Source organism: Paenibacillus sp. FSL R10-2199, assembly GCF_038000235.1.
In the GTDB taxonomy this organism is placed as follows: domain Bacteria; phylum Bacillota; class Bacilli; order Paenibacillales; family Paenibacillaceae; genus Paenibacillus_AQ; species Paenibacillus_AQ phytohabitans.
Genome location: NZ_JBBOBO010000001.1, coordinates 5,203,889 through 5,219,279 on the forward strand (window position 1 = coordinate 5,203,889; position 15,391 = coordinate 5,219,279).

Sequence of the window (15,391 nt, forward strand, 5' to 3'; positions counted from 1 at the left end):
CTGAATGGTCAGTCATGACTTGACTTGAAGTTCGGTTCCAATGATCCAGGCTGTTCCTGCTGCGGACTGGCCGGAAGCGGGATCCGCTCCACTTCACCTTCTGTGAATTGCCCCCGCAGCTGCAGCACATAACGGATATGTGCAGGCATCACCTCCCTTACATCCGCCTTCCCCTGAATCACGGCCAGCGAGGCAGCAACCCCCGCCGCTTCACCGATGGCGCTGACCGACGCCATGATCCGGTAAGAGCTGTGCGCCTCATGGGTTCCGCTGATGCAGCGGGAGGCGAGCAGGAGATTGGAGCAGCCCACGGGGATCAGTGAACGATAAGGAATATGATAATATCCGTCCCCGGGAATGCGCTCCAGCCGGGTCGCTCCTCCATCCGGGCTGTGAATGTCCAGTGAGTAGGCGCAAGCTGCAATCATATCCCCGAAATGCCGGTTGTTCAGGCAATCGTCGGCTGTCAGGACATACTCACCAGTGATCCGCCGGCCTTCCCTGACACCGAGTCGCGGCGCGATATAATCCAGCCTGGCCTGCCGGAATGCCGGATGCCTGCAGATGGCCCCGAACAATTCATTGGCTTGCCGGGTACCCTCCTCCATGCCCAGTCTTACTGAATCCGGACGGGTAGGGTCCACTCCCAGCACAGAGGTGGAGTTGAAGAGCAGCGACTTGCCGTCCGGATAAGGAAAGCAGGTGATGCTCTGCCTTGGATTAGCGGTCTCCCCCTTGTCCTTAAGCTCCTGATAATACGGCAGCAGCTCAAGCCGCAGGGAATGGATCGCCGGCCAGGTCTGGATATCCGGATTCTTCAGCTTCATGGGATCGAAGCCGCTCACACGAAAGGTGGCGGTGGCTGATTGCAGCTTGCCGTCACCTTCACGGCCGATTTCGTACTGCATCCCTGCCATTGCGGACAGATTACCGTCCGCCGTGGCATCCAGAAATACCTCTGCGGCAACCGTTCCAGCCTGATTGCCCTGAAGGTGAAGTCGCTGAATCCGACCCTTCTCCACATCAACCTCATTCACCGAGCACCCGGTCCACACAGTTAGCGTTGGCTCAGCTTCCAGGAGCTGCTGATAGGTGGACTTCAGAAACTGCTCATCATAGGTCGGCACCCGCTGTTCGTTGTAATGGGTATACGCCGCCGGGAACAGCTCGCGGTGAATGCCGCTTGTAACCGGGCGTCCCATACTGTCGCGGAAATTGCAGATCAGCGAGACGCTGGAGAAGACGCCGGTGCCGCCGACTTCAGGCCCCGCCTCAATCAGCAGCACCCGCCGGAACAACCTCGCAGCAGCCAGGGCTGCGCTGATCCCGCCGACTCCTGCTCCTACCACCACAAGCTCGAAATTCCAGTTTCCCTTCATAGCGTCCGCTCCCTTCTCTCTCTTCAATTCCTCCGGCTCCCGGGGGACTGAACAACCTCACGGAGGCTGGGGACACCGCTGTAGATTACCTTGTCATCGCAGATGATTTCGCACCATTCCGGGCTCATCCGCACATCAATGGCATGGCACCGGAATGTGAATCCCGAAAGAGAGACCTTTCCTTCAGCGGGCGGGCGGGGATGAATCCATAAGCTGCCGTCCAGGCGGGGATCGAGACCGGCCAGGCCAAACAGTATTGCTTCCGCGCCGGCCAAGCCTGCGACCACATTCGCCCGCTTATGCACGGGAACAGCCGGGCGGTCACAGTAATGCTCCTGCGGATAATACGGCAGATGCTGCCCCATCCAGAAGTGGCGCTTCAATGTATCCCAGGCCAGCTCATCGCGGCCGGATTCCCACAGCGTCAGCGCAAGCATCGGCCCATCCCCGGTATAGGCTCCGCCTCCCGACCAATCCGGATCATTCTGCTCATAATGCAGCTCATCTTCGGCCGAGATACTGCTTACGCCGTATTTGCCGAGAAATGCCCCATCCCTAACCTGTGCGAACATTCCCTCCTTCATCTCCTCGGTGCAGGCCCCGAAGCGCAGCGCGTCATAATATTGAATCGAATAGATCGATTCCGCATGGCCTTCGGGATATATGGCCTTGAACCAGGCTTTGTCCTCATCCCACAGATGGGTGCGGATCGACTGGCGGATACGCTCCGCCTTGTCCCGCCATTCCTGTGCGGGCTGATCCGCCGCCAGATCCAGATGCTGCGCCAGATCGGCCAAGCGGTCATAACTCCATGCCCGCTCGGCATTCGGACTGGCTACGATATGTTCATAGCCTGCACCCCGCATTTCCAGCAGGTTCGGTTGAAGGCCGTAATCCAGCAGCTCATTCCACTCCGGCAACCGGCTATCGTCATATAAGGCCAGCGTCCGCATGGTCGGGAACAGCTCTGCCTCTCCCCCATGCAGCACAAAGATCGACCAGGCAAAGTTCAGAAACGACCATAAGCTATACGAATAGGGCACATGGGCCCCTTGTCCGCTGGGAGCAAACCGGGAGTGCCGTTCAATGCCGCTGGCTGCCATCAGACTAGCCAGCTCTGCCGCTTTGTCCTTCCCCAGCATCAGCGCCAGCGTTCTTGCACCGTATCCCCCCGCATCCCATGGATAACAGCAGATTCCTGCACCTTCCAAGCCGGAGACGGCGGGAAAAGGCTGAATGGCGAATTCCGGGTTCTCCCACAGACAGACCATCCCGCTGATCAATGAGCGGCGGTAATAGTCTTCCAGTCCCGGAATATCCGATTGCAGCACCGGCAATTCACGGCAGGCTTCCTCAAGCCGGCGTTCCCAGACTACGGTTGTCCGCCCCCCCAGCTCTTTCAGGGTCTGCCCTTCTTCCCAACGGAACTCTTGTCCGGCAGGAGTCAGAACCGCAGCCAGCCGGAACACGGCCTCCTCCCCTTCTCCAAGGCTCAGCTCCCGATCCCCTTCCCGAAGCAGTGTAATACGGACCTGTTCGTTCTCCCAGATTCCTTCCTCAATCTGCAGCGCAGGACCGGCAGAGGTCAGCGGTGCTCCATAGTCCCAATCGTCCAGCGGAACCATGGCCGGGCTTCCCGGCACCAGCTCCGGTAGAACAGCAACCGTTACCGTTCTAAGACTGCGGTTCTTGATCCGCTGAGTCAGGAGGAAGCCATGGGTATCCGCCAGAGGCGTCAATTCACTGGACACCGCCAGTGATAACAGGTTTCCGTCCACCAGATGATGGTATGTTCCTTGTCTTTTGATCTGATCGGGCTGCCATACGCCCTTCGCATACAGTACGCCACAGTCCCCTTTGCCTAAGTCTCCGTTATCCCGGACAGGATGTCCGTCCGCTGTTATATGAAGTTTAACGGCCAGATCCTTGGCGGCATAAGGAGGCGAATAGCAGCCTTGAACGCCGCTGACCGTTCGTGCGGACGGCGCCGCAGTACTATAACCGCTGCTCACCCAGAGATGTTCAGCAGGTGCCAGACTTTTCCGTAAATCAAACGCAAATGAACCGAGTGTATAGTTTGTAGTCACCTTCATGTGTTCCCTCCGGAAATGGAATTCTGTACTTCAGCCCTTCACCGAGCCCAGCAGAACCCCTTTGATAAAATGCTTTTGCAAAAACGGATAAACGCAGAGGATTGGCAGCACCGTGATGATGATCGCCGCGGCCTTCAGACCCTCTGGCTGAATGTACTGGGAGGAATCACCGCCTGCAAGCAGGGAATCAATCGGCGTCTGCAGCATCTGGTACAGCTTGACTGTTACAGGCAGCAGCTGCGATTTGCTGATGAAATACAAGGCATTGGAATACGTGTTCCACAGAGCAACCGCATAGAACAGCGAAATCGCAGCCAAGATAGGCTTGGATAAAGGCAGCGTCAGCTTGAAGAACACCGTCAGATCCGTTGCACCGTCAATCGTCGCTGATTCTTCCAGCTCGGCCGGCAGGCCTTCAAAAAATGATTTCATCACAAACAGATTGTAAGCACTTACCAGCCCGGGCAGCCAGATCGCCCAGAAGGTATTGATCAGGTGCAGCTGCTTAACCAGCAGGAACAGCGGGATCAGCCCGGTACCGAACAGCATGCTGAACATCACCATAAACGTAAAGATCTGCCGTCCTTTCAATCTCCGCTTCGAAAGCGTGTATGCGGCCAGCGTAGTTGCAATCATCTGGAGTACAGTACCTACGGCTGTGATGATCACTGTATTCTTGAGAGCGATGAGCAGCTGCCCGTCGATGAACAGCTGTTTATAGGCCTGAACGGTAATTTCTACCGGCCACAATACCACTTCGCCCGAGATGATCGCCCGGCTGCTGCTCAGCGACATCGCCAGAATATTCAGAATCGGAAATACCGTTATGAACGCACACAGGGCCAGAAACAAATACAGCGGCATACTTTTCAGTCGGTTTACCATAATCCGCCTTCTCCCAGCTTTTTCACAATTTTGTTGACCGTCAGCACCAGAATCAGCCCGATCAGCGCCTGAAATAATCCCACAGCCGTTGCCAGACTGTATTGCGCGTTCTGCAGCCCTGTGCGGTACACGAACGTGCTGATGACATCGGATACACTGAAGACAGCGGCATTCTGCAGATTAAAGATATGCTCGAAGCCCACATCCATCATCTTCCCCATCTGCAGAACCAGCAGGACACCAATGGTCCCGCGGATACCCGGCAGCGTAATATGCCAGATCTGGCGCAGCTTGGTGGCTCCGTCGATTTTGGCCGCTTCGTATAAGCCGGGGTCAATAGATGAGATGGCGGCCATATAGATAATCGTACCCCAGCCCGCGCTTTGCCAGATGGTGGAGACAATGAACACCACAGGCCACCATAAGGTGCTGGTCATGAAGTAAACCGGATCAATCCCGAACAGGCGCAGGGCCGCGTTCACTACTCCGGTGGAAGGTGACAGCAAGGAGACAATGATCCCCGCCAGAACTACCCATGAGATGAAAAAAGGCAAATACAGCATGTTCTGCACGGCCCGTTTGAACCAGTTCACCCGCAGCTCATTCAGCAGCAGGGCCAGCAGGATCGGAGCCGGGAAGGCAAAAACAAGATTGTATAAATTCAGCAGCAGGGTGTTGCGCAGCACATTCCAGAAGTCTGAGCTTCCAAACAAGGTATGAAAATGCTTAAGCCCCACCCAGGGGCTGCCCCAAACTCCGTCCAGCAGGCGGAAATCCTTGAAGGCGATCAGCTCGCCGTACAGGGTGACAAATTTGAACAGGAAGAAATAGGACATGGCCGGAATAAGGAACAAGTACAGATAACGGTCCCGGTAGAGATAAAATAGCAGGCCCCGCCCCGGCTTGTTCAGGCCTTTGGAGCGTATGGCCGCCGGACCGGAGGGCTGGTGCAATGTTTTTGGCATATAGCTCTTTCTCACTCCTCTATAAATTTCGGGAGCCTGGAATAGCGTTCATTCCGCAGCTCCCTTATATCCAAGAATCGTATGGGTTACTTCAGCTTGTCTTTGTTCGCGTCGTACCAGGCCTGAACCTTGGCGGTTACACTGTCTCCGTCCAGGCTGTTCCAGGCTTGGCGCAGCTCTTCGACCGCTTCATCCGGTGTCTGATTGCTCATCGCCATACGGGTGTTAATTTCCTTCCATTTGGTTTCAAACTGGCCGGCGATGGAGGCGTATTCCGCAACTGGCGGGATATATGGCAGATCCTTGCGGAAGGTATAGGTCTCACTGTTCTTAATAATCGTACTTTTGAGGGCAGCCATATCCTGATCATCCTTGCTGTCCCCTGCCCGGGTGACCAAATAATCCGGTGTCTGCTGCTCCTGCTGAACCAGCCGGTATTCCGAAGCGTAGCCGACCTCTGTCTTCCATTTGTCAAAATCGGTTGTGACCGGAATGCTGTCCTTCAACTGATAATGTACGCCTTCAGTTCCATAGGTCAGCGGCTCCCAGCCTGAATCCAGCATCCAGTCGATAAATTCCATCGCGGCCTGCGGATTTTTCATGTTTTTGTTAAAAGCGGTCAGCAGATGGTTAGGGACTTCGACCTCATAGCCATTCGTTCCATATTTCGTGGACAGAGGCGGAACTGCGGCCAGTGTGGCCTCCGGATTATTTTTCCGCAGCTCGGTAATGGTATTGTCCATGTTCAGGTTACTGAAATAGATGCCGGAGCGACCCGTGGTCCACAGCTGCTTCTGCCGCGAAAATTCCTTATCTGTCGCAAATTCCTTGTCAACGAGACTCTCATGGTAAGCAAGCTGGCGGAAAGCAAGCGCATCTTTATACCGTTCGGTGAAGAAGCTCTGGGTGAGCTTTCCGTCCTCCACGAACCAGGCCGCACTGCGCGCCATATACCAGTCGTCGGTAATCGCCGTGTAGGCCGTTGACATCGCCATTGGAATGGTATCGGCCGCACCGTTGCCGTCAGGGTCTTTGTCCCGGAAGGCTTTGGCGACCTCCACCAGCTCATCCACCGAAGTCGGCATAGCCAGCCCGAGTTTATCCAGCCAGTCCTGCCGGATGAAGATAGCGGTATTGGCACGGGCAGGCCGCATGCTGGCGATGGCATAGATTTTACCGTCATCCAGCGTCAGGTACGGCTTCAGCTCGGGATGCTCCTGCAGATATTTTTTGTAGCTGGTGCTGTACTTGTCGATATACTCATCCAGCGGTTGAATGGCTCCTTCATCGGCCCAGCGGACAATAAAGTCGCGGTTGAAGGTAGTCATCATATCCGGCGCCTGATCGGAAGCAATCAGCACATTGAATTTATCCGCCTCCTGATTGCGCGGAATCGGCACCCAATTCACCTTCACTCCGGAATTCTCATTGATATACTTTGTCCAGCGGTTCTCTTCATAAGAGCCTTCTCCCGTTGCCACCTGCCCCCTGTCATAAATGGAACCGGATATTTCCTTGGGCAGCGAAGCATAGGGATCTGCGCTTGGCGCCTGTGAGGCAGCGGCCGGGGATGGCCCTGCGGACGTGCCGGCGTTTCCGTTACTGTTGCCGCATGCGGACAAAGCCGCCGTTCCTAGCAGCAGCACCGCGAGAAGCGCGGGGGTGAGCTTTCTGTTTCTGTACATTCTTTTGACCTCCAATGGACTTGTGATGTTGGGCAGATCATGTCTTGCTAAGACGGTGAAGCCTGGCGCCTGGCCTCCACCTAACTATAGCGGGCTATCCGGCAGACTGAATAGTTGCAGAACCTACAATGAACTCTCATCTCCCGCTGTCCGGCGGATATTTGTAGATAACGCTACATCATAATGGAAAGTGACACCCGCTTACCGCTGCATTATGTCATATAATGAAGTGAACATCCGCCGGTTAAGGAGCGATAGCAAGTGAAGAGAAGAATTTCTGCCAAAGTACAGCTCATGTATACCGCATTATTCATCCTGATTATCCTGATGACAGTGGCGATCAGCTATTTCAGCTCTATCCGCCAGTTAGAAAGGCAGGTGATTGGTTCGAATCAGAATGTGCTGAGCCAGATCAGCAAACGGGTTGACAGCACACTTCAGGAAATCGATTTGACCACCATCAATCTGCTGCGGAGTAATGATACCCGGTCTTTTTTTGAGGACTCCGGTCCGGATTCTGCACAGTATTTACTGGGCCTCTCTATGCTCCAGGATCAGCTGGGCAACAATCTCGCAGCCAATTTTAATATGAAGGCGATCTATCTGTATTCGGAGAAAAGTGGCAAGCTCCTCTCTGCTTCCGACTATTACCCGCTGGAATCAGCGCCTTCCATGGGCTGGATCAAGTCCTTCACCGACAGCGGCAAGACCGGCAAATGGAATGCCTCTCCTCCGGCAGCAGAGAGCAGCGATTTCCTGCTTGTCCGCAATTACCCTTTTACCGCCGGACCCAAAGACAGAAGCGGTGTAATGGTCACGCGAATTAATGAAAAGAGTATCTCGAAGATGTTCGGCGATCTGCAATTCAGCGACAGCTACAATGTATTTCTGGTCGACCGGAACGGGAATGTGCTGTCCCATAAGGACCCCAAGCTGATTCATCAGAGCATTCTGGACAACAGCTACGCTTCCCGGGTACTTGCACGCGAAGGGCGGGGGTACGTGGTAGAGAAAACAGCCACCGGGAAAAATCTCGTATTCTACGATAACTCTGCTTATACCGGCTGGAAGCTGATTTACATCGTATCCCAGCAGCAGCTCAGTACGCTTTCGCTTACAGTGCGCTATATTCTGATCGCCATGGCCGTGCTGATGGTTGTCATCGCGGTTTCCGCAAGCCGCTTCGTCAATCACCGCTGGTTTGCTCCCATGGAGTTTTTCATTGCAAGGCTGGAGGAGATTACTGTGCGCACTCCCTCTGGTTTCCAGAGCTTACCTTCTTCACAGGCACTCTCCTATAATGATCTGCATAACAGAATAGAGCAGGTATTCACCGGTTATTCCAATGCAGAAAAGAAGCTCCACGAGAGCATTCCGGCGCTGAAGCTGCAGATTATGTTCGATATTCTGACCGGCAACCGGACGAAATTCGCCTCCGCTGAGCCTATGCTTAATCATGTGGGCATTGAATTGTATCCGCAGCATTATATCGTCCTCACCATTGAATTCGATAATAAGGCTATGCTGGAGAAGGTTGGAGACATGAATCTGTACCTGTACGCGCTGTGTAATGTAGCTGAAGAGATGATCCGCTCCCGGCAGGACAAGGTCAAAGGGGCTGCGATTCAGATGAACGATGATCAGGCGGTAATGATTCTGAGCTTCAGGGATGCAGGTCGTGCGGAGAATACAATGGAAGCCAGATCATTCGGAGAGGATTTCATGGCCTATGTTGAGGTGCAGTTCAGACGGACGATTTCCGTCAGCATGGGTGAGTATTATGATCATTTTCAAGATATCCGCAAGTCTTATCTGGAGTCGGCAGGGCTGATTTCCTGTAAAATCCTCATGGGACATAATGCGCTCATCACCTCAAACGATGTTGGTGCATGGGACAGCGGCAGGCTGCTTGAGGTCTTTGAGTCCGTTGATGCTGTGCAGGAAACGGTCAAGCAGGTGAACGCGGAGAAAACCGGAATCGTGCTGGAGGAGCTGTTCAAACGGGCGGCGCGATGCAATCTGTCCAAAGAGATGATGGTCCAGCTCTGCCTGCAGGTCATTCTAAAAGCGCTGCGGACCGCAGCTGACTCCAGCCTGAATGAACAATTTCAGACGGAGCATGAAGCGGTGTTCATACGCCTTCAGCAATGTGAGACATTGTACGAGATGCGGATGGTTCTAAGCTCGCTGATGACCGAACTGATTCAGTCTCTGCAGGAGAAACGTAGCAGTAAGAAAAAAAGCGGCGAATTGATTGAAAGCGTTCTCTCTTATATCACAGAGCACTATGCCCAGAGCGACATTTCCGTTAATTATTTGGCTGACCGGTTCAGCATCAGCCCCAATTATTTAAGCAAGCTGTTCAAGGAATATACCTTCAGCAATTTTGTCGACTATCTGATTGAAGTACGCATGAAGGCCGCCCACCGGCTGCTGCTGGAAACCCCCATGAAGCTGAATGATATTGCCGAGCAGGTCGGCTACACCAACTTCTCCAGCTTTCTGCGCAATTTCAAGAAATACTATGGCATGACGCCGACGGAATACCGGCAGCTGCATTTGAATTCCTGATTGAAACCTCTCTGAAAACACAGAAAGCCGCCGGATGGGCGGCTTTCTGTGCGTATATGTTCTTGTCCGACAATGCTGTTATCTATACACGGCTCAAAGCCGCTCCAGAAAAGGAACAGCCAGCCCTGCAATCCGCTGAAAGCCAGCCGCGTTCGGGTGAAGACCGTCGAGGGTGAAATAATCCAGGGTTAACCGGGTAATCAATCAATGTGGCGTAGCCACCGCGAAAGGTATGAATGTCCCGCCTTCAATGCTCCCAGCGGCTGATAGCCACCCGCCGCGCTGATGCTGTCTCCAAGCGTGGCCCAGCTTTTACCTGCCCATCTGGCGGATTGCTTCAAATAAATTCTCCTTTCCCGTTAGTGTCTCTTGATGCAACCTTTATTCACTTAGCTGCCAGTTACGGGTTACGCACAAATCTGACCGCATCGGCAGCAACATATCCGCTGGTTCCGTTATTGCGGATCGTCACACTGCCGGAGGTGCCGGCAGTGAAGGTGTACGTTCCGATTAAGTTCCATACCCCGCCGTTTGAGGTCTGGTCTATGGTAAGTGTTGCCGTCCCGCCGGCATGAACGACTTCAATTGGGATCGCAGTGGAGCGGTTAAAATGCTCCGGCCACATCATATAGACGCTATAAGTGGCGGTGACGGGCAACTCGGGTGTATACGTAATACTTTTGCTGCCTTTGCCGCTGTTGTCATCATGTACATAGTTGATTCCGTACCGGTCTGTCTGTACCGCAGAGGTCTTCCAGCTTCCCGTCTTTAGCACACCTGTGGTGTCATTATTGTCCACAATAACCTCTTCTCCAGGGAGGGTTGGCGGCGTACCGCTGCCCGGTTCAAAGGAGGCCTTGAACGTCTTGCCTTTGGCTGCGTTGACATTGACTGTTAATTTGATGGTCGGGCTGAGCTGCGTCACTGTAATTCCGGGGTCCGCAGTATATCCGCTTGCCGAACGGTCCAGTTCAACCTCAATAACACCGGTATTTAACTGTGTCGGATCGCTGACCGATAGTTCCAAAGTGCCATCTTCGGCTTCTCTGGTCATCACTGATGCTTTCTTGTTCACTGAGATCAGATCGACGGAGCTGGCCCCATCTTCCCAGAAATTCGCCCCAATGATGCCCAGCTTCGTTTCTTTTACCGCTTGAACAGAGGAGGAGTTTGACAGCACTTCAATATCAGGCGCTGCGGCATAAGCAGCCACTTGAGCAGCGGTCTTGCCCGGCAGCAGGACATATTGATATTCCCCGCCACCCGGATTCACGCCATGATTCAGCCATAAGGTCATATAATTGCGGGTTATCGGTGTGGACGGGGTTACCGGACGTGGGTTGATCTGCTTCCAGTTCCCTGTTCTGGCCTCTCTCTTGGCGGTAAGCGATACATTCTGGGGAAAATAATATCCGGTATCGGCACCAGCTGTGCTACCGGACAGGTGAGCCCAGGCTACCTGGTCTAGGGTTTCCGACCACCCTAAAGCTGAAGGCTGTACTTCGCCATTCACAGTGAGTGTATTACTGCCCGCCGTGTTCAGCTTCCGGTTCTCCACGATGGTTTCAACGGCAATATTGTCCGTGCTGGTGATGCCTGCACCCAGGGAGACGATTTCGCCGTCAAACATGAACCAGGATTTCCGGGCGCCAAGCGTATGATCCGCATACTGCAAATCCATACCTGAGCTGCCGTATAAGTTCTGAATGTCGGTGCCGCCAGTCCACGTATTTGCACTGGTATGGCTGCTTGACGGGGTCTGGGACAACACGGTTGTTCCCGGCAGGCGGTAATTATCGACGGTTGGCCAGAAATCATTGCTGTATTGTCCGAGATCGCTGTTATACAAGCTGGTCATCCCGGCTGAGGTGTACCAGGCTTTGGCGTTCTCGCTGTTGATCGCTTCAAAGCTGCTGATGCGCTTCGAATACATAGCAAGTCCGATGCTATATTCAGGCCGGTGCTGGACTGCCCGGTCCATCGCCGAGAATTGCTTATAGACCTTAAGCTCTTCCGCCGGCTCAATCAACGGGTCCGCGCTTATGCTCTTGGCCAGTACGATGGATGGGATCGGTGCACTGGAATAGAAGGACTTGAAGGTATCCGACATTATCCAGCCCTTAAGCATCTGCTTGAAGTCAGCCGCTTGTGCGGGCGGCGCGATCCCGGACAACAGCAGGATACCTTGCATCGCTGTATGTCCCGCGTCATGATCCTGACTGTAATTTCTGGAGATTTCCCTGCCGCGAACCATATCCATCATGGCGCCTTTGTACATCAGCGGCTGATAGGTGTTGTATACCCAATCCCAGACATTGGACTGGTTAGGATCGGTGACCTGCCATGTTGAACCGTGGAGCATTCCCATCAGATCGCTTACAGCCAGCAGCAGACTGAGTCCATACCCTCCGGTATAGGGGATATTGCCATGCTGAATGAATGAACCATCTCGATAGAAGCCGTCTCCGCTAACCGTGTAATTAAAAATCGAAGATAGCCCGTCACGCGCAGCGGCAATCTTGGCACCATCTTTGACGAGGATTCCCCGAACGCCTACGACGATCGCTTTCCACGAGCGGTTGGCTCCTGTTAAGGTGACGGTTGGCGAGAAACGTTCCACGGCTTTCATATAATTCGTAATTTGAGCCGGACTTAGGGAGTCATACATCAGCACTGCTGTATCGTTCAGCTGCATCGGTATGCCGATCTGCCAATCCCACCAATTGCTGGTTCCGCTGGCGGTCGTCGTTACCGCCTCATGGTATCTGGTTGCATACATATAATCGAGTGCAGCAACGATGTCGGTCTCAAGCTGACTATCCTGGTACAACGCCGAACCAGTGGTGGCATAAGCGAGCGCCATGGTGTATAGACGTTCATAGGTCACCCGGATGTGAATCGAATTCCCGGTGCCGGGATTATCGCTCCACAGATAGGTACGGCTGGGCGAGGTATTCATTGTCTGCCAATAACCATTCGCTTCAGTGGTCAGCCTGGTAATTGCAGCGGCTATATCCGTATCCGCAGTATTCAGGGAGGCTCCTCCGGTCAGCATAACCTTGCGGTGCTCCCTCATTCCGTCGAATTCATCCGCTGCGCGGGCACGCTGCATACCCATTATTCCTTCAAAGCTGCCGACAGTCAGGAGCAGAATTAACATAACCATGCAGCTTTTCATTAGCATTCTTCTCATCCATAATCCTCCTTTTTTCATTCATTGCTTCGTTTGCTTCGTTTTCGTAATCCAAACACTTCTTTTTCCCGACATAATTCTTTCTTTACCGCGCCTGTAATTCCGCCTTACGATGAAGCGCTTACATTTAATAGTATGATATGGAATGACAGCTAAAGAAACTATGTGAATTCGAGAAAAGGTATGAAATTTCGAGCGATCTTGAAAGGTTACCTTTCATTTCCCCATTTAGCCCGCTTCGGGCGGAATAAAGGCGCTGGTGCCCCTGATTTCACCCTCTCATTCTTTAAGAAGAAAGCCGCAACTCTGGCGGCCAATACATTTCATAGATTCGCTAGGTCCCAAGCTCAACGTGAAACGAGGCTCCCCCGGCACCATCCGGGTCAAACCACAGTCTCACCTTGCCGGTTTCACTGTGTTCTACCGTTATCCGGTCTGACTTGTTCTTCACTCGGGTACCAGGGTGATTGAATTCAATCCTGATTTCGATCAGACTGCGCTGCCTTTGTGTCGGATCGGCTATAGCCAGGCTCCAGCCTGCAGGATTCCTTTGCAGCACAATGGAGGCTTGACTGCTGCAAGCAATCCCCCCGCTTGTATACCAGCCTGCCTTCCAGAAATGCGCTGCTGTAATTCCCAGTTCAGAATCTTCAACCGCATGCACCTGAGCATTCAATTCCAGGATTCTCACCCTGGGTTCCTCAGCGAAACAAGCAGTCTCTTGCTCACTGTAGCCAGGCAGAAGCACATATGCATAGGTATCCCCCGCCGGGGCTTCTCCATGAACGAACCACAACGTCTGATAGAACCGTTCCATCTTCTCAGGTGAACCGGCATCGTTGATTTCCTTCCAGCTCCCCTGGCGCTGTTCACGCAAGGCATGTACACGGCATTGTTCAGGAAAAAAGAAGCCAACATCCGCTCCCCGCTCACCGCCCGCTATATGAATCCATTTGGGGTGAAGGGTCTCTGTCACGGCATATCCAGGCTTCCGGCAGATTCTTCTTCCGTCTGCGGTAATCGCATGGTCTCCTAACGATTTCAATTTCCGGTTATCGATGATCGTCTCCACTTTAGCGGAATTACGGCTCTTAATATCCGAACCTAAGGCAACGATGCGGGTTCCGAGCAAAAACCAGCTTTTGAGCGCTGTCAGTCCATCGGCCTCGTTAACTACATCCTCCAATTCCATGGCAATGGCGCCGTATTGGTTATGAAAAACGGCCCCACCGACAAAATCCCGGTTGCTTAAACGCCCTTGCCCGGCTCCATCCTCCTGACGCTTGTTTGTTACTGTAGTTCCGGGCAGGCGGCAGGGATCAACGGTCGGCCAGTAAGCATCGGCATATTGCCCCAAGTCACTATTATACAGATGACCCATGCCATACGAAGTATACGAGCCCTTTAGATTTTCCCCATTAATAGATTCATAGCTATAGATCCGGCTGGAGAACATACTAATGGAGTAGGCAAAACCCGAACCCTGCAGCACCGCCCGGTCCATATGCGCAAACAGCTTGCAGAAGGACTCTTCCCGGGCAGGCTGCACGAATTCATTGTCCAGCAGAGCTTTGGCTTGAGCCGCAGTATCCGGCGGTGCACCGGCTGTATAGGATTTATACGTGTCAGCCACAATCCACCCTTTCGCTCTGGAGAGCAGACGTACCTGCTCCGCTTCATCCAGTATGCGCGAGAAGCGTAAGCAGGAGGTGATCACCGAATGCCCGCTCTCATGATTCTGCGAATCCGCCCGCGAGATTTCCCTTCCGCCCGCCATATCCAGCAGGGACCCCTTGAACATAAGGGGCACAAAGGAATCTTCAATCCACTTGGCTGTCAAATCGCGGGCTTCACCCGGCAATTCCCAAGGAGTATCATGCAGCCACACCATCAGGCGGACCACATCCTGCAGCAGTGAGACCCCATATCCGCCGGTGTACGCGTATTTATCATGCTGAACAAAGGAGCCATCCTCATAGAAGCCGTCCCCTTCGCTAACATTCTTGAATACCGGAAGCAGCGCACTAAGGGCGGCGGACAGCTTCTGCCCGTCGCCCTGAATAACGGCAGCAAGAGCAACTGCCGTAGACTTCCAGACCAGATTCGCTCCGGTGGACGGCGGAGCCTTAGCCACGAACCACTGTGCATGAAACGCCGGATCGCCGACATATTTGTCTATGGGGAGGAGTAGACGCTCTACAAGTTCTGTATCCGGCAGCTCCTCCATGAGCAGCAGGGTTTCCAGCAGAGCTATCGGCACGCCAATCTCCCAATACCACCAGTTTCCATAGGGACGGGAGCTTTCGTTGTATCTCTCTGCATATAGCCATCCCAATCCATAAATCACCTGTTGCCTTAATGTAGAGTCCAGATAACAAGCAGACCGTGATGACTTCAGAGCAACCGCCATCGCTCTTAAACGGCCAATGATCACAAATACATCCGAAGCGTTCTCAGCATAAGGAACATCAGCCCATAGCAACTCCTGGTGATAGAGCATCGTATCCTGATCATGCCTGACACTTTGCAGAAATTCATGACTCAGCGTATCTCCCGAGATATATTGCAGCCATTTGTTTTTTAAGTTCTGCATGGGAATTCTCTCCTTCAACCACCGGTT

8 protein-coding genes are annotated in these 15,391 nt (G+C 53.4%); 1 reads left to right on the forward strand and 7 read right to left on the reverse strand.

Annotation, left to right across the window (positions count from 1 at the left end; genetic code table 11):
* Positions 1–8: 8 nt before the first annotated feature.
* The 5 genes from NYE33_RS22825 to NYE33_RS22845 form a co-directional block, all read right to left on the reverse strand.
* On the reverse strand, positions 9–1,406 hold the full coding sequence (locus tag NYE33_RS22825; protein ID WP_341067710.1) for an FAD-dependent oxidoreductase: 1,398 nt from the start codon (positions 1,404–1,406) through the stop codon (positions 9–11).
* A complete protein-coding gene (locus NYE33_RS22830; protein WP_341067713.1) occupies positions 1,403–3,472 on the reverse strand; it encodes an MGH1-like glycoside hydrolase domain-containing protein in 2,070 nt (689 codons plus the stop codon). The genes NYE33_RS22825 and NYE33_RS22830 overlap by 4 nt, the downstream gene beginning before the upstream one ends.
* 30 nt (positions 3,473–3,502) lie before the next feature.
* Positions 3,503–4,357, reverse strand: coding sequence for a carbohydrate ABC transporter permease (locus tag NYE33_RS22835; RefSeq protein ID WP_039292182.1), 855 nt, complete (start codon positions 4,355–4,357; stop codon positions 3,503–3,505).
* Positions 4,351–5,322: an ABC transporter permease gene (locus NYE33_RS22840; RefSeq protein ID WP_171719614.1), complete on the reverse strand. Its 972-nt coding sequence runs from the start codon at positions 5,320–5,322 to the stop codon at positions 4,351–4,353. Before NYE33_RS22840 ends, NYE33_RS22835 begins: the two co-directional genes overlap by 7 nt.
* A gap of 86 nt (positions 5,323–5,408) precedes the next feature.
* Positions 5,409–7,007 carry an extracellular solute-binding protein gene (locus NYE33_RS22845; RefSeq protein WP_340945548.1) on the reverse strand — a complete coding sequence of 533 codons (1,599 nt, stop codon included), beginning with the start codon at positions 7,005–7,007 and terminating at the stop codon, positions 5,409–5,411.
* Positions 7,008–7,268: 261 nt separating this feature from the next.
* On the opposite strand from NYE33_RS22845, the gene NYE33_RS22850 reads away from it, so the two are divergent.
* Positions 7,269–9,578 (forward strand): helix-turn-helix domain-containing protein, encoded by a 2,310-nt coding sequence (locus tag NYE33_RS22850; protein ID WP_341067714.1) that lies wholly within the window; start codon positions 7,269–7,271, stop codon positions 9,576–9,578.
* Positions 9,579–9,978: 400 nt separating this feature from the next.
* Here the strand turns inward: NYE33_RS22850 and NYE33_RS22855 are convergent, their stop codons facing one another.
* Both NYE33_RS22855 and NYE33_RS22860 read right to left on the reverse strand, forming a co-directional pair.
* Complete coding sequence (locus NYE33_RS22855) at positions 9,979–12,771, reverse strand: polysaccharide lyase family 8 super-sandwich domain-containing protein (protein ID WP_341067716.1); 2,793 nt, start codon at positions 12,769–12,771, stop codon at positions 9,979–9,981.
* Between the two features lie 334 nt (positions 12,772–13,105).
* A complete protein-coding gene (locus NYE33_RS22860) occupies positions 13,106–15,364 on the reverse strand; it encodes a polysaccharide lyase 8 family protein (protein ID WP_341067719.1) in 2,259 nt (752 codons plus the stop codon).
* Positions 15,365–15,391 lie beyond the last annotated feature (27 nt).